Origin of the sequence: Paragemmobacter ruber, assembly GCF_009908315.1 — a bacterium.
Classification (GTDB): domain Bacteria; phylum Pseudomonadota; class Alphaproteobacteria; order Rhodobacterales; family Rhodobacteraceae; genus Paragemmobacter; species Paragemmobacter ruber.
The window spans coordinates 1,212,154-1,235,170 of record NZ_JAAATW010000001.1 but is presented as its reverse complement, the minus strand read 5'-3'; the positions used below and the strand labels follow the sequence as shown (position 1 = coordinate 1,235,170).

Sequence of the window (23,017 nt, the reverse complement as noted above, 5' to 3'; positions counted from 1 at the left end):
ATGGCTCCCCTGCCGCAGGTGTTCTTGGACCTCGGCCATGCGCCGCCGTCGAATGCGTATCTTTCCCCCGACCGGCTGAATGCGCCAGAGCTGACCTTTCCCTTGCGTTTGCGGTTTTGTGAAAGCTGCTGGCTGGTGCAGACAGAGGATTTCGCGCAGGCGGACCAGCTTTTCGATGCGGACTATGCCTATTTCTCCTCCACCTCGAAGAGCTGGCTTGACCATGCCGCGCGCTACGCCGCCGACATGATCACACGGCTTGGCCTTGGCGCGGCCAGCCATGTGATCGAGGTGGCGTCGAATGACGGCTACCTGCTGCGGAACTTCGTGGCGGCGGGTGTGCCCTGCCTTGGGGTGGAACCGACCGCGAGCACGGCAGCGGCGGCCGAGGCTCTGGGCATCCCGGTGATCAGGGAATTCTTTGGCGAGAGCTTGGGCCGGCAGCTAGCGGCGCAGGGTCGCGCAGCGGATCTGATCGCCGGCAACAATGTCTATGCCCACGTACCCGACATCAACGATTTCACGGCAGGCCTTGCGGCGGCGCTGAAGCCCGAGGGGGTGATCACGCTGGAATTTCCGCATCTGATGCGGCTGGTGGAGTTCTGCCAGTTCGACACGGTCTATCACGAACATTTCTCGTACCTTTCGGCGCTGACCGTCGCGCGGATCTTTGGTGCGGCGGGTCTGCGGATCTTTGATATTCAGGAATTGCCGACCCACGGCGGCAGCCTTCGCGTGTTCGGCTGCCACAGGGGTGCCACCCATGCCGAGACGGCGGCCGCGCGCGCCGTGCTGGCGGAAGAGCGGCGTCGCGGCATGGACAGCGCCGATTTCTACACCGGGTTTCAGGTGCGGGCTGATGCGGTGAAGAACGGATTGCTGCGGTTCCTTCTGGATGCCAAGCGCGACGGAAAGCGCGTCGCGGCCTATGGGGCGGCGGCGAAGGGCAACACGCTTTTGAACTATGCCGGGGTGAAGCCCGACCTTCTGCCCTTTGTCTGTGATGCCGCCCCATCCAAACAGGGCAAGCTGATGCCGGGCAGCCATATCCCCATCCTGCCACCTTCGGTGCTTGAAGAGCAGCGACCGGACTACCTGCTGATCCTGCCTTGGAACATCGCGGATGAGGTGAGGGGGCAACTGGCGGGGTTGGCTGCACGCGGCACGCGTTTCGTGACAGCCGTGCCGGAGGTGAGGGTGGTATGACCCACATCCTGTTGACCGGTGGAACGGGGTTCGTGGGTCGCCAGATCCTGCAGCGCCTGCTTGACGGAGGGGCCAGCGTGAGGCTGGTGCTGCGCGGAGACGCGCCTGCACCAGCCGGTGTGGAGGTCTGGCGGACGGATGACCTGTTTGCCACGCCTGATGCCGTTCTGCGCGAGGCATGCGATGGCATGGATATCGTGCTGCACGCGGCTTGGTACGCCGAGCCGGGCAAGTATGTCGAATCCCCACGCAACCTCGATTGCCTGTCGGGGACGCTGCGGCTGGCGCAGGCAGCTGTGGCCGCCGGGGTTGCGCGCTTCGTCGGGGTGGGAACCTGTTTCGAATATGATCTTGATGCTGGCTATCTTCGCACCACCACGCCACTGGCCCCGCGCACGCTTTATGGTGCAGCCAAGGCTTCGGCCTTCCTCACGCTATCGCGGCTGATGGCGCTTGAAGGACGCTCTTTCGCATGGTGCCGACTGTTCTATCTGCATGGTGAGGGTGAAGACGCGCGTCGTCTGGTGCCGCATATCCGGGCTCGTCTGGCGGCGGGGGAGCCTGCCGAACTGACCTCGGGTCGACAGATCCGGGATTTTCTTGACGTGGCCGAAGCAGGGCGCAGGATCGCCAAGGCCGCCCTGTCAGGTGTCGAAGGGCCACTGAACATCTGTTCCGGCGTGCCTGTGTCGGTGGCCGATCTGGCCCGCCGGATCGCTGACGAATACGGGCGGCGCGACCTTCTGCATTTTGGTGCGCGGCCTGACACGCCGGGTGATCCGCCTTGCATCATCGGAGAGCCGAGTGTTGTGTAACCTTTTCAACCTGCGAGGGAAGTGCCATGGCTTTCCGTGAACTGTATCGCCAGATGGCGCTGCCGATCTTTCAGAACCGCATGTATGACAGCCCAGCAGAAGGGCGGGACTGCCCGCGCGGGGATGTCGTTCTGGTCGAGGATATGGAAACCGGATTGGTGCGGAACGCGGCCTTTGATGCATCACAGATGGAGTACGACGCCGCCTATCAGAACGAACAGGGCAACAGCGCGCAGTTTCAGCGCCATCTGGACGAGGTGGCTAGCCTGATTGAGACGACGATGGGGCGTGACCGGCTGGTCGAGGTCGGCTGCGGCAAGGGCCGGTTTCTGGAATTGATGCTGTCGCGCGGGGCGGATGTCACGGGGTTCGATCCGACCTACGAAGGCAGCAATCCGCGGGTGCGCAAGGCCTATTTCTCGGAAGCGCTGGGCATACGCGGTGAAGGTCTGATCCTGCGGCACGTGTTGGAACATATCGACGATCCGGTCGCATTTCTGTTTCGTCTGGCGCAGGCGAATGGCGGGCAGGGTCTTATCTACATTGAAGTTCCCTGCCTTGACTGGATCTGCACCCATCGCGCGTGGTTTGACATCTTTTATGAGCATGTGAATTACTTCCGGCTGACCGATTTTCATCGCATCTTCGGGCGGGTCGTGCAGGCGGATCGCGGGTTCGGGGGGCAGTATCTGCGAATCGTGGCCGATCTGGCCAGTTTGCGCCGCCCGGTGCGGGATGCGGGGGATGCGGTGTCGTTTCCGGAGGATTTCACCACGAGGCTTGAGCGGGAAGCGACTGAGGATCTGGGTCCTTGCGTCGTCTGGGGCGGGGCGTCGAAAGGCGTGATCTTCGCGCTGTTGCGGGAAAGGGCGGGCCATCCGGTGGATCGCGTGATCGACATAAACCCATCCAAGCAGGGCAAGTACCTGGCGGGGACGGGTCTTTGTGTCCTGTCACCGGAGCAAGGCTTGGCAGGCCTTGCCGAGGGAAGCACGATCCATGTGATGAACCCGAACTATCTGCCAGAAATTGCCGCCATGGCGGGGCCCGGCTTTGTTTATAAAGGAATGAGCCATGACTGATTTCGAGCGGGAAGTGGCGGGGCGTCTGCAAGAGGCCGCGCGGAATGACGACCTGCAGGCGGCGACGGCCACCTTTATGGAGCGGTCCATCGCGGCGCGCTATTCTTACAACTGGTTCTGGATGGGGCGGCCGATCATCCAGTATCCGCAGGATATCTGCGCGATGCAGGAGCTGGTCTGGCGGGTGCGGCCTGACGTGATCGTGGAAACCGGGATCGCGCATGGCGGATCGCTGATCCTGTCGGCCTCGCTTCTGGCGATGCTGGATCTGTGCGATGCCACCGAGGCGGGAGGCGTGGTCGATCCGGCGCAGCCGAAGCGCCGCGTGGTAGGAGTAGATATCGACATCCGCCCGCACAACCGTGCGGCCATCGAGGCGCATCCGATGGCGAAGCGCATCACGATGATACAGGGGTCGTCGGTTGATCCGGGGATCGTGGCGCAGGTGAAAGCTGCGGTGGGCGATGCGAAGACGGTGCTGGTCTGTCTGGACAGCAACCACACGCATGACCATGTGCTGGCCGAGTTGGAGGCCTATGCGCCGATGGTGACGATGGGCAGCTATTGCGTGGTCTTTGACACCGTGATCGAAAACCTTCCTTCGGAAATGTATGTCGATCGGCCTTGGGATGTGGGCGACAATTCAATGACCGCCGTGCAGGAATGGCTGAAAAGCAATACCGGCTTCGTCATCGACCACGAGATGGACGCCAAGTTGCAGATATCCGTGGCGCCGAACGGCTACTTGCGCCGCGTGCGTTGAATGACCTCTGGCAAAGAGTGAAGGACGGGACATTGAAACGCGCACTGATTACCGGGATCACCGGGCAGGACGGTTCCTATCTGGCGGAGTTTCTGCTGGACAAGGGATATGAGGTGCACGGCATCAAGCGGCGGTCGTCGCTGTTCAACACGGGCCGCATCGACCACATCTATCAGGATCCGCACAAGCCGAACCCCAACCTCAAGCTCCATTATGGCGACCTGACCGATACTTCGAACCTGACGCGCATCCTGCGCGAGGTGGAGCCGGACGAGGTGTACAACCTTGGTGCGCAAAGCCATGTCGCGGTCAGCTTCGATGCCCCCGAATACACGGCGGATGTGGATGCCATCGGCACCCTGCGCCTGCTGGAGGCGATCCGCTTTCTGGGGCTGGAGCAGAAGACGCGGTTCTATCAGGCATCGACGTCAGAGCTGTATGGTTTGGTGCAGGAAATCCCGCAGCGGGAGACCACGCCCTTCCATCCGCGCAGCCCCTATGCCGTGGCCAAGATGTATGCCTACTGGATCACGGTGAATTACCGCGAGGCGTATGGGATCTATGCCTGCAACGGCATCCTGTTCAATCACGAGAGCCCGCGCCGGGGCGAGACCTTCGTGACGCGCAAGATCACCCGCGGGCTGGCCAATATCGCCCAAGGGTTGGAGGATTGCCTCTACATGGGCAATATTGATGCGCTGCGGGATTGGGGCCATGCCAAGGATTATGTCCGCATGCAGTGGATGATGCTGCAGCAGGACGCCCCCGATGATTTTGTCATCGCGACGGGTGTGCAGTATTCGGTGCGCCAGTTCATCGAATGGACGGCCGCGGAGCTGGGCATCCGGCTGCGGTTCGAAGGCGAGGGTGTCGAGGAAGTGGCCATCGTCGAGGCGGTGACATCGAACCATGCGCCCGCCGTCGTGCCGGGGCAGGTGGTGGTGCGGATTGATCCGCGCTATTTCCGCCCGGCCGAGGTGGAGACGCTGCTGGGCGATCCGACCAAGGCGAAGGAAAAGCTGGGCTGGACGCCCCAGATCACAGCACAGGAGATGTGCCGCGAGATGGTGGTGGAAGATCTGAAAACCGCCAAACGTCATCGCCTGCTGAAGGAGCACGGGCTGGATCTGCCGGTGTCGATGGAGACCTGATCCGATGAAGATCTATGTGGCAGGCCATCGGGGCATGGTGGGCGGCGCGATACTTCGCCGCCTGCAGGCGCAGGGGGTGGCGACAGTCACCCGGACCCATGCCGAACTTGATCTGACGGATCAGGCGGCGGTGCGCGGTTTCCTGCAGGCCGAGCGGCCCGATGCGGTGATCCTGGCTGCGGCGAAGGTCGGCGGGATCCATGCCAACAACGCCTTTCCGGCCGATTTCATCTATGAAAACCTGATGATGGAATGCAACGTGATCCATCAGAGCTTTGCCGCCGGGGTGCGGCGGCTGTTGTTCCTTGGATCGTCGTGCATCTATCCGCGCGCCGCGGCGCAGCCGATGGCGGAAGAGGCCTTGCTGACCGGCGTCCTTGAGGCCACGAACGAACCCTATGCCATTGCCAAGATTGCCGGGATCAAGCTGTGTGAAAGCTACAATCGCCAGCATGGGACGGATTACCGGTCGGTCATGCCGACCAATCTGTATGGGCCGGGCGACAATTTCCATCCGACGAACAGCCATGTCATGCCGGCGATGATGCGCCGTTTCCACGAAGCGGTGCGCGAGGGGCGGGATGAGGTGGCGGTCTGGGGCAGTGGCACGCCACGGCGGGAATTCCTGCATGTGGACGACATGGCAGAGGCCAGTCTTTTCGTGATGGACCTTGACCGCGCGGTGTATGAGGCGAACACGCAGCCGATGCTCAGCCATATCAACGTTGGCACGGGCGAGGACGTGTCGATCCGCGAACTGGCCGAGATGCTGGCCGAGGTGACGGGGTTCCGGGGGCGGCTGGTTTTCGATACCTCGAAACCGGATGGAACGCCGCGCAAGTTGATGGATGTGTCACGTCTGGCCGCGATGGGATGGCGCGCGCGGACGCGGCTGCGGGACGGGATCGAGACGACGTATCGGTGGTTTCTGGACAACGCAGACGGCTTGCGGGGGGCCTGATCCATGCGTGCTGCCGGTTTCGTCATCCATCTGGCGCGGGCAGAGCGGCGGCGTGCCTTGGTGGCGGACCTGCAGCGCCTGTCGCCCGTGCCTGTGACGGTTCTTGCTGCGGTGGATGGCGGGCTGCTTGACGAGGCGGCAGTCGAGGCGGTGTATCAGCCGCATGATCTGTTGGAGCCGCGCTATCCCTTTGTGATCAGTCGGGGCGAGATCGGCTGTTTCCTGAGCCATCGCAAGGCGTGGCAGGCGATCCTTGACAGTGGTGCGGATGCCGGGCTGGTGTTCGAGGATGATGTGGTCATCGACCCGGAGGTATTTCCCCGTGCGGTCGAGGCGGCCTTGGGCTGGATGGGACGCGGTGACTGGATCGAGTTCCAGACGCGGCCTGTCGATGGCCCTGTGATCCACAGTGTGGGCGCGTTCCGCATTGTCGAGCCGCAGGTTCCGCCCTTCCGGCTGTCGGCGCAGCTGATCGGGGCAGAGGCGGCGGCGCGCCTGCTGGCCGTGACAGAGCGGTTTGACAGACCTGTGGATGGTGTCCTGCAGCTTTTGGGCGTGACCGAGCAGCGCATCCTGTGCGTGGAGCCATCGGGCGTGCGCGATGGCACGGCGGCGGCAGGGGGCACGACGATCCAGGCGAAAGGCACCCCGCTGCTCGCTGAACTGACCAAGAGCTGGCACCGTTCGGCCTATCGGCGGGCCATCCGCGCGCATGTGGCAAAGGCGCGGGCGCGAATGGATCAGCGTGACCGGCGCCCGTTGCGGTAGACGGCGTTCATCATCCGGCGCCGGACCCATGTCCTGCGATGGAAACCCTTTTCGCGCAGCCAGGCATCCAGTTCGGGCAAGAGGACGCCGCCTTCATACCAGCGCAGCAGCGACACCTCGGCCTCCAGCAGATGGATATGCCCAAGAAGGGCCGAGGCGCCCTTGAGGCAGAGAAGTTCTGCCCCCTGCACGTCAAGGGCAAGGATGTCCACGCTGTTTAAAGGGATGCCGGATTCGGGCAGAAGGGTATCGAGCCTGCGCATCGCAAGCTGTCTGACCTGCCCGGTTTCCTTGACATTTGCGTGTCGGTCTTCTTCCAGCTGGGCCTTGCGGAAGATGGAGCTTGACTGACCGTCATTGCAGAACACGAAGAAATCGGTGGGTTTCCCGTCCTCGTCGCCGATCAGCGCCTCGATCACCTGGTGGTGGGTCGGGGGAAAGCGCAGGAGACGGGCGAGCCAGCCTTCGCCCTGCCCGCTGCGCGCGGCCAGATTGGCACGGAGTGACCTTGCCGTGTCCGGGTCCGCCTCGACCCAGATGACACGGGCGGCGCCCCAGCGTTCGTAAAGTGCCGCCTCTTGCCCCTTGTGCGCGCCGACATGCACGATCGTCCTGCCGCGCAGGGTTTGCAGGCGTTTTGCGTAATACCGAACCAGATACATAGGCGCCGCTCCACGCGTGGCTGCTTGCACCCTTTAGCATGCCCATGGACAGTTGGTGAATTTTAATGCAGGCGCAGGCGGCAGCGGCACCGCCATGGTGCCCGGCGACAGGAGATCGGAAGAGCATGATCTATGTGCGCTTGGTCGGAGGGTTGGGGAACCAGCTGTTCCAATATGCCTGTGCGCGGGCGATGGCGCTGCGGCATGGTGTTGACGTCGTCCTCGATACCCGCGAATTGGCGCGCGGGGCGGCGCACGCGATCTATGGGCTGGATCGCTTTGCCATTTCCGCAAGGATCGGGGCGGATGCGGAATTGCCGCCGGCACGCGGCCAGATCCTGCGATATGCGCTGTGGCGGGCAGGCCTGATGCGGCCCCGCTTCCTGCGGGAAAAGGGGCTGGCGCTGAACCCGGCGGTGCTGGCCGCACCGGATGATACCTATCTGCACGGCTACTTTCAGAGCGAGGGATATTTTCGCGATCAGGCCGCAACGATCCGGGATGAGTTGCGCTTTCGCGCCGCACCCGAGGGGGAGAATGCCCGCTGGCTGGATCATATCGGGGCAGAGGCGCGGGCGGTGTCCCTGCATGTGCGGCGCGGGGATTATGTGGGATCGGCCAAGGGGCAGGCGGTGCATGGCACCTGTGATGCGGCCTATTATGTGCGCGCCGTGGAAGAGATCGGCAGACGCACGGGGATCGAGCCGCTGCTTTTCGTCTTTTCCGATGATCCGGCCTGGGCGCGCGAAAACCTTGCGCCCGGGGCCGAGATGGTGGTGCTCGACCACAATTCCGCTGCGGCGGGGGCAGAGGATCTGCGCCTGATGGCGGCCTGTCGGCACCACATCATTGCCAATTCCAGCTTTTCCTGGTGGGGGGCATGGCGGAACCCGTCGCCGGAAAAGGTTGTCATCGCGCCGTCGCGGTGGTTTGCCGATCCAGGCCTGCACAACCCCGATATCTGCCCGCCCGAGTGGGTGCGGATCTAGACCGCGCCCCTGATGATTTCCGCCGCGCGTCGGTGGACGTCTGCGTAGTGATCCGCGATGCGGGCGTTCGCTTCGATGGCGGTGCGGCGACGGTCATAGTCTTCGGCCGATGCGCCCTGAATGGCGGCGAGGATGTCGGCAAAGGTGGAACATTCGATAAGACCGGCGGGGTCGAAAATCCGGCCGACATTCGGCGCACCCCAATAGATGGGCACCGCACGGCAGCGCAGCGCGTCGATCAGCTTTTCGGTGATGTAGGAGGGTTCGCGCGAGTTTTCGATCACCACGGAAAAGCGATAGGGGGCCAGGCCTTCGGTCTTGTCTTCGATCGGGCGGTAGCCGCGCCCCATGACATCGAGCGCAAGGTTGCGCGCCCGGGCTTCATCAATCACCTCGTGGCGCAGTCGGTGGCCTTCGAAACTGCGCTTCGACGATGCGATGATCGACACCATCCTTGTCTTCTGCGCGTCGATTTCCGCGCTTGGGGCGACGAAGGAGGCACCGGCGATGAACTTTACCCCGTTCGGTATGGCGCGGATCAGCGCGTCATTCTTTGTCAGGATCCTGAAGAAGCGCCGATGAAACAGCCGGACAAGGCGCAGATGTTTGGCATGAACGGCATCGGGTTCCACGATCATGAGCGACAGTTGCGCCTTCCGCCGCCCGCGCGGCGAAAGATAGAGGCGTGTCTTGGGATAGGTGATCAGGTGGTCGGTCGCGGCCATGTCGGCCACCGTGCCTTGCGCCAAGCGGGCGGGGCGGCCCAAGGGCCAATCCAGCCGATCCAGCGGCAGGTTGGGCAGGCCTTCGGGCAGGCGCTCGGCATAGGGGATGATGGCGATGGCGGGGCTTTCCGCGGTGGGGTGGGGGCTCATCGGTCAGACATGTTGGAGGGAAGGAGGGGTGCCGGTTCCGCCAGCGGGGCAAGGCGTGCCAAGGCGGCGGGGCAGGTGGAAAGATCGGCCTGTGGTCATCTGTTTTCGATGGGCACATGACAGGACCATGGTCGGGGCCATGGTCGCATTCGCCCTTCCCTGATCGTTCTTGCCTTTGGGCATGGCCGTCGCACCCATGGTGGGCGTGACGCTTGCCCGGCGAGGGATGGGCCTGTCGCCGGTGACATGTGCCGCAGCCGTGACCGACCGCCAGTTTCCCTGCATCTGTTCCATGCTCCGGTTGCCGTGGTTGGGTAACAGGTCGCGGCGATGTTGAAAACCGTGCCAGCGCGGCCCCGGCAGGAAAAGGAAAAGCCCCGGCACGATGGCCGGGGCTTTGTCATGTCATCGCAGGGGAGGAGAGGCTTACGCCTCGGCCTCTTCCTTCTTCTCGACGATTTCCTCGCCGGTTTCCTGATCGACCATCTTCATGCCGAGCCGGACCTTGCCGCGATCGTCGAAGCCCAGAAGTTTGACCTTCACTTCCTGACCTTCCTTCAGCACCTCGTTCGGGTGGTTCAGGCGTTTGTTGGCGATCTGGGAGACGTGGACCAGACCGTCGCGCTTGCCGAAGAAGTTCACGAAGGCGCCGAAATCGACCAGCTTGACCACGCGGCCGGTGTAGATGTGGCCTTCTTCCGGCTCTGCCACGATCGACCAGATCATGTCATAGGCCTTCTTGATCGCCTCGGCCGAGTTGGACGCGATCTTGATCACGCCGTCATCGTTGATGTCGACCTTGGCGCCCGACGTCTCCACGATCTCGCGGATGACCTTGCCGCCCGAGCCGATCACTTCGCGGATCTTGTCGGTGGGGATGGTCAGCGTTTCGATCTTGGGGGCGTATTCGCTGAAGCCCTGCGGGGCGGACAGCGCTTTGTTCATCTCGCCCAGGATGTGCAGGCGGCCGTCTTTGGCCTGTGCCAGCGCCTGTTCCATGATTTCCGGGGTGATCCCGGCAACCTTGATGTCCATCTGCAGCGAGGTGATGCCGTTCTCGGTCCCTGCCACCTTGAAGTCCATGTCGCCGAGGTGATCCTCGTCGCCGAGGATGTCGGTCAGCACGGCCCAGCGGCCATCGTCTTCGAGGATCAGGCCCATGGCCACGCCCGCGACCGGGGCTTTCAGCGGAACGCCCGCATCCATCATCGACAGCGACCCGCCGCAGACGGAGGCCATCGAGGAGGAGCCGTTGGACTCGGTGATCTCGGACACCACGCGGATGGTGTAGGGGAAATCGGTCGGCGCAGGCAGGACGGCCTGAAGGGCGCGCCAGGCCAGTTTGCCGTGGCCGATCTCGCGCCGTCCGGGAGAGCCCACGCGACCAACCTCGCCCACCGAATAGGGGGGGAAGTTGTAGTGCAGCAGGAAGTTGGAGCGCGAGTTGCCGTGCAGGGCGTCGATGATCTGTTCATCTTCGCCGGTGCCGAGCGTGGTCACGACCAGCGCCTGCGTCTCGCCCCGGGTGAAGAGGGCCGAGCCATGGGTGCGCGGCAGGACGCCGGTTTCCGAGATGATCGGGCGCACGGTCTTGTTGTCGCGCCCGTCGATGCGCGCGCCACCGTTGATGATGTCGCCGCGCAGGATGGAGCTTTCCAGCTTCTTGATCGCCGCGCCGAGGTTGGCGTCGGCATTGTCTTCTTCCGACAGGGCGGCGCGGATCGCGTCCACCGCCGCCGAGATGGCGTTGGTGCGGTCCTGCTTGTCCTTGATGGCGAAGGCCGCGCGCATCTGCGCCTCGCCTGCCGCTTTCACACGGGCGTAGAGTTCGGAATAATCCGGGGGCGAGAAGTCGAAGGGTTCCTTCGCCGCATCTTCCGCAAGGTCGATGATCAGGTCGATCACCGGCTGCATCGCGGCGTGGCCGAACTTCACCGCGCCCAGCATTTCGGCCTCGGTCAGTTCATAGGCCTCGGATTCGACCATCATCACGGCGTCCTTGGTGCCGGCGATGACGAGATCGAGGCGCTGTTCGGGGTTCGACCGCAGGTTTTGCAGATCGTCCACCGACGGGTTCAGCACATATTCGCCGTTCGAGAAGCCGACGCGCGCCGCGCCGATCGGGCCCATGAAGGGCACGCCCGAAATGGTCAGCGCAGCAGAGGCCGCGATCATCGCCACGATATCGGGTTCGTTGTGCAGGTCATGCGACAGAACAGTCGCCATGACGAGGACTTCGTTCTTGAAGCCATCCACGAAGAGCGGGCGGCAGGGACGGTCGATCAGGCGCGAGGTCAGCGTTTCCTTTTCCGACGGGCGCGCCTCGCGCTTGAAGAAGCCGCCCGGGATTTTGCCGGCGGCGTAGTATTTTTCCTGATAGTGCACGGTCAGGGGGAAGAAGTCCTGCCCCGGCTTTGCGCTTTTCGCAAAGGTGACGTTGGCCATGACCGAGGTTTCGCCCAGCGTGGCGATTACGGTGCCGTCGGCCTGACGGGCAACCTTCCCGGTTTCCAGCGTGAGCGTCTCACCGCCCCACTGGATGGATTTCTTGATTACGTTGAACATCAGCGGATCCTATCTGAGGGTCACCGGCCCCTGCCGGCCCCCCGTTTGCATGGCGGCCCCATTGCCGCCGCCCCCTATCCTTCGCATGTGGCCGGGGGCATGGCCTCACGTCGCAGATGGGGCGCCGCATACAGGAAAAGCGGCGGTTTGGAAAGGATGCAGATTCGCCGCCCCCACAGCGCCTTTCGCGCCGCCGGATTTGTTCCGTGCCGCACGGAAAAGCAGGGCCGCTGGAAAGAGAGGTTTAAGATTTGCGTGGCAGGGTCACCCCATAACTGGAGGGACCCATGCTCGATTCCGGGACAAATCTTGACCGATCCATCAACCTTCGGCTGGTCCTGGATCAGGCCATTGATGCCGCAATCCTGATTGATCAGAACAACAGCATCATCTTTTTCAACGCCGCCGCCCGCCGCCTGTGGGGCTATGAGGACCATGAGGTGCTGGGCCGCAACGTGAAGATGCTGATCCCGGCGGAAATGCGGGGAAACCACGATGCCTGGGTGGATCGCCACCGCCGCACGCAGCAGAACCGGATCGTCGGATCCTCGCGCGAGGTGCAGCTGGAGCGCAAGGATGGGCGCAAGGTCTGGGTTTCGCTGTCACTGTCGCAGGTGATGGGCGAGGACGGATCACGCAACTATGCGGCCTTCGTCCGGGACGTGACCGAGGATCGCCGCAACCGCGAGGCCATTCGTCAGACGCTGGAACACACGATGGATGCCGTCGTCACGATTGACGCGCGCAACTGCATCACCTTTTTCAACGCCGCGGCGGAACGGTTGTGGGGCTATGGCGCGGCCGAGGTGATCGGGAAGAACGTCAAGATGCTGGTCCCGCCCGAGATGCGCGGCAACCATGACGGGTTCGTGGATCACCACCGCAAGACGGGCGAGAACCGGCTTGTCGGTTCCACGCGCGAGGTGCCGATCCATCGCAAGGATGGCAGCGTCGCCTCGGCGATCCTGCTTCTGTCGGCGTTCACGCAGGATGATGGTAGCCGCCTTTACACCGCGTTCCTGAAGGACATCACCCTGCAGAAACAGATCGTGGGCCAGACGACCGATGTCCTGCGCACGCTGCTGCGCAATGTCACCGAATTCAACCAGCGGATCGGGACCATCGCGCAGATGACAAACCTTCTGTCGCTGAATGCCTCGATCGAGGCGGCGCGTGCGGGGGATGCGGGGCGTGGTTTCGCCATCGTCGCGCAGGAGATCCGCACGCTGGCAAATCAGGTTTCGGCCATCACGGCCGAGATCGAGGGTTTGACGGCGAACGGAAGCAAATCGGTTGAAAACCTGGTCAACCAGATCTGAACGAAAACGCCCGCAACCATCGGCTGCGGGCGTTTTTGTTTCTGCCTTGCGACTGATGGATCAGCGACGCAGGCCGAGGCGCGAGATGAGCGAGGCGTAGCGCGCCTCATCCTTTGCCTTGAGGTAGTCCAGCAGTTTGCGGCGCTGGGCGACCAGCATCAGAAGGCCACGACGGGAGTGGTTGTCCTTCTTGTGGGTCTTGAAATGCTCGGTCAGCGTCGCGATGCGCGACGACAGGATCGCGACCTGCACCTCGGGCGAACCGGTGTCGCCCTCTTTGGTGGCATAGTCCTTGATCAGGCGGGCTTTCTCTTCAACGGTGATCGACATCGGAATCTCCTATCCAGAAGGGTGAAGGCACAAGCCGGGATGTCGTCCAGCAAGGCCGGTAAATGCCCCGAGTCGGCAGGACGCGGGACTGGGGGCGTATAGGGGAATTCCGCCCCGAAGAAAAGCGCCAAAACCCCGTTTGATTAACCAATGCTGGGAATTCCGGGCCGCGCCTGCGCGGCAATGCTGGAAAAACGGGGGCGATTCGGGCAGGCTGATCACGGGTGTTGGCAGGCGTTTCGCCTGTTCTGTGTGTGGTCAGGGGTGGCTTACATGTTTGGGTTGCTGGGCCTTGTTGGCCTGATGGTCGCCGGTATGGCGGCGGATGCGGTATCCAATACCGACCGGGATGAAGACGACGCGCCCGAAGGCGCCGAAGATGGCGCCGAAGATCCGGCAGTTTCCGAAGGGGATGCCTCTGGGACGGCGGATCTTCTGGCCTTGGCCTATGGCGATTCGGATGCGGCTGGCATGCTCACCAGCGATGATATCCCCGATGCCCCGGATGAGGCCGTCATCGCGCAGGGAACGCGGGGCGACGACATCCTGAATGGCGCTGGTGGCAACGATCTTCTGTCCGGTGGTGCCGGGTTGGATGCGATCGCGGGCGCGGGCGGCGATGACAGCCTGCGCGGCGGTGCCGGGGATGACACGCTCGATGCAGGCAGCGGTGATGACCACCTGCTGGGCCGGACCGGCGCGGATCAGATGACCGGGGGCGCCGGGACCGATACCCTGCGCGGCGGCGCGGGTGCGGATCACCTAGCCGGTGGCGAGGGTGCGGATCTCCTGTCAGGCGGCGCGGGGGCGGATACCGTGCTGGGCGGTTCGGACCATGATGATCTGCGCGGCGGTCAGGGGGATGACTGGCTGGCCGGTGGCGACGGGGATGATCTTCTGTCCGGCGATCAGGGGGCGGACACGCTGGATGGCGGCGCCGGAAATGACACGCTGAGCGGCGGGCCGGGGGCCGATTACCTGAACGCCGGGGCGGGGGATGACGTTCTGGTGCTGTCCGATGATACCTATGCCACGGGCGATGCCGGGGCCGACGAGTTCCGCCTGCTGGCCCCCGGCACATCGGTCATCGCCGATTATGACGCGACCGAGGATCGGCTGGTCGTGCTGTACCAGCCCGATGCCAGCGGCCTGCCCCCTGAGGTGAGCGTGCGGACCGAGGGGCCGGATGCGCTGATCCTGCTGGAGGGCGAGGTGCTGGCGCGTGTCAACAACGGGGCCGGTCTGACCCTTGCCGATCTTCAGCTGCGGGCGGGGTGATCCGGCGCGAAGAAGGGAAGGAAGGCGTCCAGCACGGCTGCGGGCGCCTCTTCCATCACGAAATGGCCGCAGTCACAGGCGCTGTCGGTCACTTGGGTGGCCCATCGCCGCCAGATGCCTGCCGGATCGCCCGTGCGCGCCGGAAATCCGTGCCGCCCCCACAGGAAATGCAGCGGTGCCGTGATGCGGCGGCCTGCGGCGCGGTCGGCCATGTCATGCGCCCGGTCGGTGGTGGCCCCGGCGCGGTAATCGGCGCACATGGCGTGGATGCGGGCCGGGTCCAGCGCCTGTGCGCGATAGGCGGCCAGCGCGGCGTCGTCGAACACGCCAAGCGATTTCGCCCGCGTCCACCCCTGCAGCGTGTGGTCGAGCCAGGCCACCGGATCGGCGGCGATCATGCGTTCCGGCACCGGCGCGGGCTGGGCGAGGAATGTCCAATGCCAGGCCGACATGGCAAGGTCATAGCCCCAGGCATCCCAGTATTCCGCCGTGGGTGCGATCTCGATGATCCCTAGCCGCCGCAGCCGCGCCGGATGATCCAGCGCCAGCCGGTAGGCCACCCGCGCCCCCCGATCATGGCCGAGGATATGGGCCGAGGGCAGGCCGAGGTGATCCATCAGCGCCACGATATCGGCGGCCATCTGCCGTTTGGAATAGGCGGTATGGGCGGCATCATCGGGCGGGGCGTCGCTTTGCCCATAGCCGCGCAGATCGGGGATGATGACCCGGAAGCCCTGGGCGAAGGCGGGCGCCACGCGCGCCCAGCACAGGCCGTTTTCGGGAAAACCGTGCAGCAGGATCAGCGGATCGCCCGCGCCGCCTTCTTGCACCGAAAGCGTGATGCCGGGCAGCGCGATGCGGCGGCGGATGAAGCCTGCGATGTCGGTCACGGTCATGGCCACTGCTCCGGCTGGCGGTCATAGCCGATATAGAGCGGGTGCTTGGGGTGCCCGTCCTTGGACAGGCCCAGCGTGAACAGCGCCCGCCCGGTGCCGCGCAGCAGCGCCTCTACCTGCGCGCCCCGGCCCAGATGCGCGCCATGGGTGCCCCAGGCGCAGATGATGCGATCCGCCCAATCCGTGGCGCTGTCGCGGATCGCGGCATCGTTGGCGGGGCCGACGGGATCGGCCACCGCACGCATCACGCGCGGGTCGGTGGCGCGGAAGGCGAAGATGTTGGTCACCCGGAACGCGCCAAAGCCCAAGGCCCGCGCGCGGCGTTCGCAGCGCTCTACCGTCGGGTCATTCTGGAATTCGGTCGCGGTCGAGGGGTTCAGCATCACGAACAGCGCCTTGGGTCCGGCCGGGTTCCAGACACGGGTCAGCAGATAGCGATAGGCCTCGCAGGGGGAATAGACGGCGGTGGACGCGGCGTCGCCCTTCTGGTGATGGCGTGTGATCATTTCGCGCCTATCGCTGGACCTATGGGTGTGGCTGGCCCGTTGGGATTTTCGGGCCAAGCTTATTTTTCACGCCCGGCCAAGGGAAGGGGGGATCAGTTGAACACGCGCGAGGGGTGCAGTTCGCCCGCCTGATACCGCCCGATGGCGATGGCGCGGCCCTGATGGCTGGCCCAGACCTCGGTGCCCCAGTCGATCCCCGACGCGATGACCATGCCCGGATTGCCATTGCGCAGCCGCGCCGCCCCTTCCGGCGTGGCGATCACCTGCGGCAGGTCGGCAAGGCCGATTTCCAGCGGTTTCAGCAGGCTGTCGATGGCATCCGTGCGGGCGAGGCGGTCGATCTCTTCGAGGTTGACCCCGTCGGCGGCATCGAACGGCCCCGACCATTCGCGCCGCAGCCACAGGACATGGCCAAGGCATCCCAGCGCGCGGCCCAGATCGCGGGCGATGGACCGGACATAGCCGCCCTTGCCACAGACCATCTCGAGAAGCGCATGATCGGCATCGGGCCGGTCGATCAGCGTCAGGCTTTCCACCCAGAGCGGGCGGGCGGCCAGATCCAGCGCCTCGCCCTCGCGGGCAAGGTCATAGGCGCGCGCGCCGTCCACCTTCACCGCCGAGAATTGCGGCGGCACCTGTTCGATCTGGCCGCGAAAGGCGGGCAGCGCGGCCTCGATATCGGCATCGGTGGGGCGGGTTTCGGTGGTTTCGATCACCGCGCCTTCGGCATCATCTGTGCTGGTCGCAGCGCCGAAGCGGACCATGAAGCGATAGGCCTTCAGCGCATCCGTCACCAGCGGGACGGTCTTTGTCGCCTCGCCCAGGGCCACGGCCAGCACCCCGGTTGCCGCGGGGTCCAGCGTTCCGGCATGGCCGGCCTTTTGCGCCTGAAACGCCCATTTCACCTTGTTGACCACGGCGGTCGAGGTGATGCCTGCCGGTTTGTCCACGATCAGCCAGCCCGAAACCGCCCGGCCCTTCTTGCTGCGCGCCATGCTGGCCCCCCATGTGCAGAGGGGCGCGTGCTAGCGAAGCCGGGGGCGGGCGTCAACCGGGCTTGGCCTTGGGTGCCGTTTACCCTTTCCCCCGGCGCGCTTCGCCTGCTATGCCTGCGCGCATGACATGGACATTGCCGAACATCCTGACGGTGATCCGTCTTCTGGCCGCACCGGGTGTGGCGCTTATGTTTCTGTATTTCCATCGTCCTTGGGCGGACTGGTTCGCGCTGGCGCTGTTCATCAGCGCAGCGGTGACGGACTGGTTCGATGGCTATCTGGCGCGCGCGTGGAAGCAGGAATCGAAATTCGGCGCCATGCTGGACCCGATCGCCGACAAGGCGATGGTGGTGATCGCGCTGGTGATCATTACCGGCTATTCCGGTATGAACCCGTGGCTCATCCTGCCGGTGACGGCGATCCTGTTCCGCGAGGTCTTTGTGTCTGGCCTGCGCGAGTTTCTGGGGGCGAAGGCGGGGCTTCTGAAGGTGACCAAGCTCGCCAAATGGAAGACGACGGCGCAGATGGTGGCCATCGCGATCCTGTTCCTTGGCACGGGGTTGGAACATATGGAGGGGATCGCCCGCCATGGCATGACGGTCGAGCAATATGCCGAACTGGTGACGCAAGGGCTGGCCGATCCGATCCGGTCCTGCGGGACGCGGGGCTGTTCGTCCTATGCCACCTTGGTGGGGCTGGTGCTGATCTGGGTGGCGGCGATCCTGACGCTGGTCACCGGGTGGGATTACTTCCGCAAATCGCTGCCCTATCTGAGGGATGGCAAATGATCGACGTGTTGTATTTCGCATGGGTGCGCGAAAGGATCGGCCTGCCGCGCGAGCGGGTGGAAACCGCCGCGCCCACGGTGATGGCGCTGGTCGAGGAGTTGCGCGCGCGGGAAGAGCGCTATGCGGTGGCCTTCGCGGATCTGGCCAGCCTGCGGGTGGCGCTGGATCAGGAACTGGCCAGTTTTGATGCGCCCTTGGCCGGGGTGCGCGAGGTGGCGTTTTTCCCGCCGATGACCGGGGGCTGAGCATGCGCATCGCGGTGCAGGAGGCGGCCTTTGACCTTGGCGCGGAAGCGGCGGCCTTTGCCGCCGGGGCTGCGGGGGCGGGGGCCGTGGTCACCTTTACCGGCGTGGTGCGCGGGGACGGGGGCATCACGGCGATGGAGATCGAACATTACCCCGGCATGACCGAACGCGCGATCGCCGCCATCGCGGATCAGGCGGTGGCACGCTGGTCGCTGATCGACGCGCTGGTGATCCATCGCCATGGGCGGCTGGCTGTGGGCGAGGCGATCATGATGGTCGCCACCGCCGCGCCGCATCGGGCCGATGCCTTTGCCGCGGCAGAGTTCCTGATGGATTACCTGAAATCCCGCGCGCCCTTCTGGAAGAAGGAGACCCGCGCCGATGGCGCGGCCTGGGTTGCGGCCAAGGAGGCGGATGAGGCCGCGCTTACCCGCTGGTGAAGCGCGCCCGCCATGCGGGCAGCACATCCCCCGGCATCGGTTCGGCCAGATAGACCGCCCGCGCGATGGCGCGGGCAAGGCAGCAGGCCGCGGCATGGCCAAGGCGGAAGGCATCGCCCAAGGGATCCGTCAGGGGGCGGTCGCCGGTCGCTGCGGCAAAGACCAGATCGCCGTCGATCAGCGTATGCGATGGCACCAGCGCCCGCGCCATGCCGTCCTGCGCCGCCGTGGCCAGCCGCAGACATTCGGCCTGTGTCAGCGCGGCATCCGTGGCGACGATGGCGATGGTCGTGGCCTCTCCCCTCCCCTTGCTGGGTGGGGGTTCGTGATGGGGGTCATGGGTGGTTGCGGGGCCGAGACCGCCGAATTCATCGCCCATCTCCCAAGGCGCGGCCCAGAACTGCGCCCCATCGCCCGCCGTGGCCGATCCCAGCGCATTGACGGCGACCAGTGCGCCGACGGTATGCCCGCTTTCCAGCACGGCGGAGGCTGATCCAACGCCCCCCTTCCAGCGCCCGCTCAGCGCCCCGTAGCCCGCCCCTGCCGTGCCGAGGGCGGGCCGGTCCGTCGCCGCCGCCAGCGCGGCCCGGCCCAGATCGTGATAGGGGTTGCGGTCCCACCGCTTGTTGCCGCCGTTCAGAAGATCGAACAGGATCGCGCCCGGCACGATCGGCACGCGCTGATCGCCGACGGAAAAGCCGCGCCCCATCGCCCGCAACCCATCGGCCACGCCGGAGCAGGCATCCAGCCCGAAGGCCGACCCGCCCGAAAGGACCAGCGCATCCACCTGCTGCACCAGCCGATCCGGCGCCAGCAGATCCGTCTCGCGCGTGCCGGGGGCGCCGCCCATCACATGGACGGCCGCGGTGAACGGACGGTCAGCGGTCAGGACGGTGACGCCCGATCGCAGCGTGGCGTCATGGGCATGGCCCACCCGCAGCCCGGCGACATCGGTGATCAGGTTGCGTGGCCCCGGCCGCATCAAGCCCCTCCATGACCCGGCCGACATGGCGGCGATCCGTCATTGGGTCGCATGACGGGCGCCATGGGGCAAGCGAAAGCGGCGCGCGTCAGATCGGCCGCCGGAAACCGTCATAGGGGGGATGTTTCGGCCACGAAAGCAACGAATCCCCGCCCCGCACCCGGCAGAGGGGTTGACGCAAATGTGTTCACACGTCCTTCTGTGTTCGAAATTCTAAAGCCGCAACCTTTCAAGCCGGGTTCCCGACGTGCCATCCATCATCCTTAGACTGACCGCCCTCTTGGCCCTGCTTGGCCTTGCTGCCTGCGCCGATGTGCCCAACAGCGGCGCGTCCACGCCAAGCGCTGCGGATGTGCCGCCGCATTATCAGGCCGTGCAAGATGGCGAATACCTGATTCCCCCGGTGGAGCCGATCCATCTGTTCGGCACCAATCCGCGGACCGAGGTGGATTATGCGGGGATCGAGGCGCCGGGGACCATCGTCGTCGATACCTATGCGCGCGTGCTGTACTATGTTCTCGAAGGCAACCGCGCCATGCGCTACGGCATCGCAGTGGGGCGGGAAGGGCTTTCCTTCCGCGGCACCGGCTATGTGGGCCGCAAGGCGGAATGGCCGTCCTGGACGCCGACCGCGAACATGATCCGCACGCGACCCGATCTCTATGCCGAATATGCCGGCGGCCTGCCGGGCGGGTTGGATAACCCGCTGGGGGCGCGGGCGCTGTACCTTTATCGGGGTGGGCGGGATACGATGTTCCGCATCCACGGCACCATCGACAACGCCTCGATCGGGCGGGCCACCAGCGCGGGCTGTATCCGCATGTTCAATCAGGATGCGATTGACCTTTACAACCGCGCGCAGAACGGGGACCGCATCAAGGTGCGCACGTTGCAGGAAAGCCTCGCCGCGGAAGGCCCGTTCATGGACGATGCCTTTGGCCGCGCCGTTCCCGACACGCCCGAGAATCGCGAACGCCTGATCACCGATACGGCGGAGCTTGCCGCCGCCGAGGCCCGCCAGCGCGAGGAAGAGCTTGCCGCCGCCGCCGAAGCCGAGGCCGAGCTTGCCCGTGAAGAGCGTCGCCGCCTGCGCCAGTGCCGCAACCGCGGGATTGACGAGGCCGACTGCCCGGTGTTCCAGGACCTGCCGGGCTGAACGGCCGCCCCCGTCGCGGGACATGCAGAAAGGGCGAGGGAAACTCCCTCGCCCTTTGTCATTTGTCCCATCGGGGCGGTCAGCGGATGACGTAATCCTTCAGCGTCGTCTCGACCACTTCCCACGTTCCTTCGAACCCGGGCCGGATGATGCAGCTGTCCCCCGCCTTCAGGTGAACGGCCGCGCCGTCCTGCTCGGTCAGGATCGAATGGCCCTCGTGGATGTAGACATATTCCCATTCGGTATAGACGATCTTCCACTTGCCCGGTGTGGATTGCCACATCCCGCAGGAGATGCCGTCGCGGTCTTCCACCGTCCAGTTGGTATGGACCGGGTCGCCTGCCAGCACACGCTCAGGGGCGGGGCGATAGACCTCAGGGGTGATGCCGTCGCGCGTGACGCGCTGGGTGAAGGACATGGGGATGCTCCGCTTTGCCTGCGCGCATGGAAGGCCGCCGCAGGGCGCGGGTCAAGGGGGCTTTGTCCCCCACGTCACGCCGCGCTGCAGCGGAGAAATCTTGCTGTCGCGGCGCGGCTATGCCTCTATAACAGGCGGAATTGAGAAAAGGGACCCGCTGATGAGCGCCACCGCCCCCGTCCGGCCCGTGTTGCCGCCCGATATCACCGCCCGCAAGGGCGGCGTGCCGCTGGTGGTGCTGACGGCCTATACCACCCCCATGGCCCGCCTTGTCGATTCGCATTGCGACATCGCGCTGGTGGGCGATTCGGTGGGGATGGTGCTGCACGGGATGCCATCCACCATCGGCGTGACGCTGGAGATGATGATCCTGCATGGCCGCGCCGTCGTGCGCGGGCTGGGCAAGGCCATGGCGGTGATCGACATGCCCTTCGGCAGCTATGAGGAAGGCCCCGCGCAGGCCTATCGCAACGCCGCCCGCCTGATGACGGAAACCGGCGCCCCTGCGGTGAAGCTGGAAGGCGGGCAGCATATGGCCGAGACCATCGCCTTTCTTACGGCGCGCGGCGTGCCGGTCATGGCCCATGTTGGCCTGACCCCGCAGGCGGTGAACACGCTGGGCGGCTACAAGGTGGTGGGGCGCGAGGCCGAGGCGGCAAAGGTTATGGCCGATGCGCGCGCCTGCGAGGCGGCGGGGGCCTTCTCCATCGTGCTGGAGAAGGTGCCAGTGGGGCTTGCGGGGCAGATCACCCATGCCCTGCGCATCCCCACCATCGGCATCGGCGCCGGGGTGGAGTGCGACGGTCAGGTTCTGGTGATCGACGACATGCTGGGCATATTCACCGATTTCCGCCCGAAATTCGTGAAGCGCTATGCCGATCTGGGCCGCGCGGCGGATGAGGCGATTGCCGCCTATGCGGCCGAGGTGCGCGCCCGCGCCTTTCCGGGGCCGGAACACGGTTTCGCGGATCAGGTGAAATCTTGACGGTGATCCTGCGGACGGTGGCCGAACTGCGCGCGGTCGTGCGCGGCTGGAAGGCCGAGGGGCATGTGGTGGGCGTGGTTCCCACCATGGGCGCGCTGCATGAGGGGCATCTCAGCCTTGCCCGCCGCGCCAAGGCGGAATGTGGGCGGGTGATCACGACGATCTTTGTCAACCCGATGCAGTTCAACAATCCCGATGACCTGAAGAAATATCCCCGCACCGAAGAGGCGGATGCGGCGCTGCTGAACTGGGTGGGCGTCGAGGTGATCTTCGCCCCCGCGCCGGACGAGGTCTATCCCCCCGGCTTCGTGTCAAAGGTCACGGTGGGGGGCGTGTCGGGCCCGCTGGAAGGCACCCTGCGCCCGGGGCATTTCGAAGGGGTGGCCACGGTGGTGGCCAAGCTGTTCGGCATGTCGCAGGCGGACCGGGCCTATTTCGGGCAGAAGGACTGGCAGCAGTTGCAGGTGGTGCAGCGGCTGGTGGCCGATCTGAACATGGCCGTCACCGTGGTGGGCTGCGAGACGGTGCGCGATCCCGACGGGCTGGCCATGTCGTCGCGCAACCTGCGCCTGACGGCCGAGGGGCGCCGCCGCGCGCCCGCGCTTTATGCCGCGATGCTGGCGGCGGCGCGCGATGTCCGTTCGGGCGTGCCGGAGGCGCAGGCGATGGCCCGCGCCACGGCGGCGGTGCTGGCCGAAGGCTTCGACAGTGTGGAATACATCGCACTGCGCGATGCCGAGACGCTGGAAGCCGTCACCGATCCCGACCGCCCCTTGCGGATGCTGGCGGCGGCCTGGATCGACGATGTCCGCCTGATCGACAATATCGCCGTCTGAGGCGCG

General features: G+C 65.1%; 24 protein-coding genes and 1 pseudogene. 16 read left to right on the top strand and 9 right to left on the bottom strand.

Going from position 1 to position 23,017, the window contains the following annotated elements; all coding sequences use genetic code 11:
* From GU920_RS06030 to GU920_RS06000, 7 genes are read left to right on the top strand one after another with little or no spacing between them, the layout of a single operon-like run.
* Positions 1 to 1,206 carry a class I SAM-dependent methyltransferase gene (locus GU920_RS06030; RefSeq protein WP_161766546.1) on the top strand — a complete coding sequence of 402 codons (1,206 nt, stop codon included), beginning with the start codon at positions 1 to 3 and terminating at the stop codon, positions 1,204 to 1,206.
* The gene (locus GU920_RS06025; RefSeq protein WP_161766029.1) at positions 1,203 to 2,021 is read left to right on the top strand and encodes an NAD-dependent epimerase/dehydratase family protein; all 819 of its coding nucleotides are present in this window, start codon (positions 1,203 to 1,205) and stop codon (positions 2,019 to 2,021) included. Before GU920_RS06030 ends, GU920_RS06025 begins: the two co-directional genes overlap by 4 nt.
* Positions 2,022 to 2,047: 26 nt before the next feature.
* Positions 2,048 to 3,103, top strand: coding sequence for a class I SAM-dependent methyltransferase (locus GU920_RS06020; protein WP_201743976.1), 1,056 nt, complete (start codon positions 2,048 to 2,050; stop codon positions 3,101 to 3,103).
* Positions 3,096 to 3,866 carry a cephalosporin hydroxylase family protein gene (locus tag GU920_RS06015; protein ID WP_161766028.1) on the top strand — a complete coding sequence of 257 codons (771 nt, stop codon included), beginning with the start codon at positions 3,096 to 3,098 and terminating at the stop codon, positions 3,864 to 3,866. The genes GU920_RS06020 and GU920_RS06015 overlap by 8 nt, the downstream gene beginning before the upstream one ends.
* A gap of 32 nt (positions 3,867 to 3,898) precedes the next feature.
* Entirely contained in the window at positions 3,899 to 5,017 is a 1,119-nt protein-coding gene (gene gmd / locus GU920_RS06010) for a GDP-mannose 4,6-dehydratase (RefSeq protein ID WP_161766027.1), read from the top strand.
* 4 nt (positions 5,018 to 5,021) lie between these two features.
* The gene (gene fcl, locus GU920_RS06005; RefSeq protein ID WP_161766026.1) at positions 5,022 to 5,978 is read left to right on the top strand and encodes a GDP-L-fucose synthase; all 957 of its coding nucleotides are present in this window, start codon (positions 5,022 to 5,024) and stop codon (positions 5,976 to 5,978) included.
* 3 nt (positions 5,979 to 5,981) lie between these two features.
* Complete coding sequence (locus GU920_RS06000; RefSeq protein WP_161766025.1) at positions 5,982 to 6,746, top strand: glycosyltransferase family 25 protein; 765 nt, start codon at positions 5,982 to 5,984, stop codon at positions 6,744 to 6,746.
* On the opposite strand, the gene GU920_RS05995 is transcribed toward GU920_RS06000, so the two are convergent.
* The gene (locus GU920_RS05995; protein ID WP_161766024.1) at positions 6,719 to 7,408 is read right to left on the bottom strand and encodes an FkbM family methyltransferase; all 690 of its coding nucleotides are present in this window, start codon (positions 7,406 to 7,408) and stop codon (positions 6,719 to 6,721) included. The two genes, GU920_RS06000 and GU920_RS05995, sit on opposite strands and share 28 nt — an antisense overlap.
* Positions 7,409 to 7,533: 125 nt before the next feature.
* Here GU920_RS05995 and GU920_RS05990 point away from each other — a divergent pair, with 125 nt between their 5' ends.
* The gene (locus GU920_RS05990; RefSeq protein WP_161766023.1) at positions 7,534 to 8,397 is read left to right on the top strand and encodes an alpha-1,2-fucosyltransferase; all 864 of its coding nucleotides are present in this window, start codon (positions 7,534 to 7,536) and stop codon (positions 8,395 to 8,397) included.
* On the opposite strand, the gene GU920_RS05985 is transcribed toward GU920_RS05990, so the two are convergent.
* Positions 8,394 to 9,272: a glycosyltransferase family 10 domain-containing protein gene (locus tag GU920_RS05985; RefSeq protein WP_161766022.1), complete on the bottom strand. Its 879-nt coding sequence runs from the start codon at positions 9,270 to 9,272 to the stop codon at positions 8,394 to 8,396. The genes GU920_RS05990 and GU920_RS05985 overlap by 4 nt on opposite strands.
* A gap of 426 nt (positions 9,273 to 9,698) precedes the next feature.
* Positions 9,699 to 11,837 carry a polyribonucleotide nucleotidyltransferase gene (gene pnp, locus GU920_RS05980; protein ID WP_161766021.1) on the bottom strand — a complete coding sequence of 713 codons (2,139 nt, stop codon included), beginning with the start codon at positions 11,835 to 11,837 and terminating at the stop codon, positions 9,699 to 9,701.
* Between the two features lie 287 nt (positions 11,838 to 12,124).
* On the opposite strand from pnp, the gene GU920_RS05975 reads away from it, so the two are divergent.
* The gene (locus tag GU920_RS05975) at positions 12,125 to 13,156 is read left to right on the top strand and encodes a PAS domain S-box protein (RefSeq protein ID WP_161766020.1); all 1,032 of its coding nucleotides are present in this window, start codon (positions 12,125 to 12,127) and stop codon (positions 13,154 to 13,156) included.
* Between the two features lie 60 nt (positions 13,157 to 13,216).
* On the opposite strand, the gene rpsO is transcribed toward GU920_RS05975, so the two are convergent.
* Positions 13,217 to 13,486: a 30S ribosomal protein S15 gene (gene rpsO, locus GU920_RS05970; RefSeq protein WP_161766019.1), complete on the bottom strand. Its 270-nt coding sequence runs from the start codon at positions 13,484 to 13,486 to the stop codon at positions 13,217 to 13,219.
* A gap of 273 nt (positions 13,487 to 13,759) precedes the next feature.
* Between rpsO and GU920_RS05965 the strand changes: the two genes are divergently transcribed.
* Positions 13,760 to 14,764, top strand: coding sequence for a calcium-binding protein (locus GU920_RS05965; RefSeq protein ID WP_235933080.1), 1,005 nt, complete (start codon positions 13,760 to 13,762; stop codon positions 14,762 to 14,764).
* Here GU920_RS05965 and GU920_RS05960 read toward each other — a convergent pair.
* The 3 genes from GU920_RS05960 to truB form a co-directional block, all read right to left on the bottom strand.
* Positions 14,746 to 15,660, bottom strand: coding sequence for an alpha/beta fold hydrolase (locus GU920_RS05960; RefSeq protein WP_161766017.1), 915 nt, complete (start codon positions 15,658 to 15,660; stop codon positions 14,746 to 14,748). The two genes, GU920_RS05965 and GU920_RS05960, sit on opposite strands and share 19 nt — an antisense overlap.
* The gene (locus GU920_RS05955) at positions 15,657 to 16,166 is read right to left on the bottom strand and encodes a DUF1643 domain-containing protein (RefSeq protein ID WP_161766016.1); all 510 of its coding nucleotides are present in this window, start codon (positions 16,164 to 16,166) and stop codon (positions 15,657 to 15,659) included. Before GU920_RS05955 ends, GU920_RS05960 begins: the two co-directional genes overlap by 4 nt.
* Positions 16,167 to 16,258: 92 nt before the next feature.
* Positions 16,259 to 17,161 carry a tRNA pseudouridine(55) synthase TruB gene (gene truB / locus GU920_RS05950; RefSeq protein ID WP_161766015.1) on the bottom strand — a complete coding sequence of 301 codons (903 nt, stop codon included), beginning with the start codon at positions 17,159 to 17,161 and terminating at the stop codon, positions 16,259 to 16,261.
* A gap of 122 nt (positions 17,162 to 17,283) precedes the next feature.
* Here truB and pgsA point away from each other — a divergent pair, with 122 nt between their 5' ends.
* From pgsA to GU920_RS05935, 3 genes are read left to right on the top strand one after another with little or no spacing between them, the layout of a single operon-like run.
* On the top strand, positions 17,284 to 17,949 hold the full coding sequence (gene pgsA / locus GU920_RS05945) for a CDP-diacylglycerol--glycerol-3-phosphate 3-phosphatidyltransferase (protein WP_161766014.1): 666 nt from the start codon (positions 17,284 to 17,286) through the stop codon (positions 17,947 to 17,949).
* On the top strand, positions 17,946 to 18,194 hold the full coding sequence (gene moaD / locus GU920_RS05940) for a molybdopterin converting factor subunit 1 (RefSeq protein ID WP_161766013.1): 249 nt from the start codon (positions 17,946 to 17,948) through the stop codon (positions 18,192 to 18,194). Before pgsA ends, moaD begins: the two co-directional genes overlap by 4 nt.
* Before the next feature lie 2 nt (positions 18,195 to 18,196).
* Positions 18,197 to 18,634 (top strand): molybdenum cofactor biosynthesis protein MoaE, encoded by a 438-nt coding sequence (locus tag GU920_RS05935; protein ID WP_161766012.1) that lies wholly within the window; start codon positions 18,197 to 18,199, stop codon positions 18,632 to 18,634.
* Here GU920_RS05935 and GU920_RS05930 read toward each other — a convergent pair.
* Complete coding sequence (locus GU920_RS05930) at positions 18,621 to 19,616, bottom strand: P1 family peptidase (RefSeq protein ID WP_161766011.1); 996 nt, start codon at positions 19,614 to 19,616, stop codon at positions 18,621 to 18,623. The two genes, GU920_RS05935 and GU920_RS05930, sit on opposite strands and share 14 nt — an antisense overlap.
* A 256-nt stretch (positions 19,617 to 19,872) precedes the next feature.
* Between GU920_RS05930 and GU920_RS05925 the strand changes: the two are divergent.
* Positions 19,873 to 20,580: pseudogene (locus GU920_RS05925) on the top strand (L,D-transpeptidase); the annotation flags it as partial.
* 271 nt (positions 20,581 to 20,851) lie between these two features.
* On the opposite strand, the gene GU920_RS05920 reads toward GU920_RS05925, so the two are convergent.
* Positions 20,852 to 21,190: a cupin domain-containing protein gene (locus GU920_RS05920; protein ID WP_161766010.1), complete on the bottom strand. Its 339-nt coding sequence runs from the start codon at positions 21,188 to 21,190 to the stop codon at positions 20,852 to 20,854.
* A gap of 160 nt (positions 21,191 to 21,350) precedes the next feature.
* On the opposite strand from GU920_RS05920, the gene panB reads away from it, so the two are divergent.
* Together panB and panC are read left to right on the top strand one after the other, a co-directional pair.
* On the top strand, positions 21,351 to 22,175 hold the full coding sequence (panB, locus tag GU920_RS05915) for a 3-methyl-2-oxobutanoate hydroxymethyltransferase (RefSeq protein ID WP_161766009.1): 825 nt from the start codon (positions 21,351 to 21,353) through the stop codon (positions 22,173 to 22,175).
* The gene (gene panC / locus GU920_RS05910) at positions 22,172 to 23,011 is read left to right on the top strand and encodes a pantoate--beta-alanine ligase (protein ID WP_161766008.1); all 840 of its coding nucleotides are present in this window, start codon (positions 22,172 to 22,174) and stop codon (positions 23,009 to 23,011) included. The genes panB and panC overlap by 4 nt, the downstream gene beginning before the upstream one ends.
* Positions 23,012 to 23,017: the final 6 nt, after the last annotated feature.

Excerpts from the sequence above, each read along its gene's own strand:
- GU920_RS06030 (WP_161766546.1), top strand. The coding sequence starts at position 1 with ATGGCTCCCCTGCCGCAGGTGTTCTTGGACCTCGGCCATGCGCCGCCG.
- GU920_RS06025 (WP_161766029.1), top strand. The coding sequence starts at position 1,203 with ATGACCCACATCCTGTTGACCGGTGGAACGGGGTTCGTGGGTCGCCAG.
- GU920_RS06020 (WP_201743976.1), top strand. The coding sequence starts at position 2,048 with ATGGCTTTCCGTGAACTGTATCGCCAGATGGCGCTGCCGATCTTTCAG.
- GU920_RS06015 (WP_161766028.1), top strand. The coding sequence starts at position 3,096 with ATGACTGATTTCGAGCGGGAAGTGGCGGGGCGTCTGCAAGAGGCCGCG.
- fcl (WP_161766026.1), top strand. The coding sequence starts at position 5,022 with ATGAAGATCTATGTGGCAGGCCATCGGGGCATGGTGGGCGGCGCGATA.
- GU920_RS06000 (WP_161766025.1), top strand. The coding sequence starts at position 5,982 with ATGCGTGCTGCCGGTTTCGTCATCCATCTGGCGCGGGCAGAGCGGCGG.
- GU920_RS05995 (WP_161766024.1), bottom strand. The coding sequence starts at position 7,408 with ATGTATCTGGTTCGGTATTACGCAAAACGCCTGCAAACCCTGCGCGGC.
- GU920_RS05990 (WP_161766023.1), top strand. The coding sequence starts at position 7,534 with ATGATCTATGTGCGCTTGGTCGGAGGGTTGGGGAACCAGCTGTTCCAA.
- GU920_RS05985 (WP_161766022.1), bottom strand. The coding sequence starts at position 9,272 with ATGAGCCCCCACCCCACCGCGGAAAGCCCCGCCATCGCCATCATCCCC.
- pnp (WP_161766021.1), bottom strand. The coding sequence starts at position 11,837 with ATGTTCAACGTAATCAAGAAATCCATCCAGTGGGGCGGTGAGACGCTC.
- GU920_RS05975 (WP_161766020.1), top strand. The coding sequence starts at position 12,125 with ATGCTCGATTCCGGGACAAATCTTGACCGATCCATCAACCTTCGGCTG.
- rpsO (WP_161766019.1), bottom strand. The coding sequence starts at position 13,486 with ATGTCGATCACCGTTGAAGAGAAAGCCCGCCTGATCAAGGACTATGCC.
- GU920_RS05965 (WP_235933080.1), top strand. The coding sequence starts at position 13,760 with ATGTTTGGGTTGCTGGGCCTTGTTGGCCTGATGGTCGCCGGTATGGCG.
- GU920_RS05960 (WP_161766017.1), bottom strand. The coding sequence starts at position 15,660 with ATGACCGTGACCGACATCGCAGGCTTCATCCGCCGCCGCATCGCGCTG.
- GU920_RS05955 (WP_161766016.1), bottom strand. The coding sequence starts at position 16,166 with ATGATCACACGCCATCACCAGAAGGGCGACGCCGCGTCCACCGCCGTC.
- truB (WP_161766015.1), bottom strand. The coding sequence starts at position 17,161 with ATGGCGCGCAGCAAGAAGGGCCGGGCGGTTTCGGGCTGGCTGATCGTG.
- pgsA (WP_161766014.1), top strand. The coding sequence starts at position 17,284 with ATGACATGGACATTGCCGAACATCCTGACGGTGATCCGTCTTCTGGCC.
- moaD (WP_161766013.1), top strand. The coding sequence starts at position 17,946 with ATGATCGACGTGTTGTATTTCGCATGGGTGCGCGAAAGGATCGGCCTG.
- GU920_RS05935 (WP_161766012.1), top strand. The coding sequence starts at position 18,197 with ATGCGCATCGCGGTGCAGGAGGCGGCCTTTGACCTTGGCGCGGAAGCG.
- GU920_RS05930 (WP_161766011.1), bottom strand. The coding sequence starts at position 19,616 with ATGCGGCCGGGGCCACGCAACCTGATCACCGATGTCGCCGGGCTGCGG.
- GU920_RS05920 (WP_161766010.1), bottom strand. The coding sequence starts at position 21,190 with ATGTCCTTCACCCAGCGCGTCACGCGCGACGGCATCACCCCTGAGGTC.
- panB (WP_161766009.1), top strand. The coding sequence starts at position 21,351 with ATGAGCGCCACCGCCCCCGTCCGGCCCGTGTTGCCGCCCGATATCACC.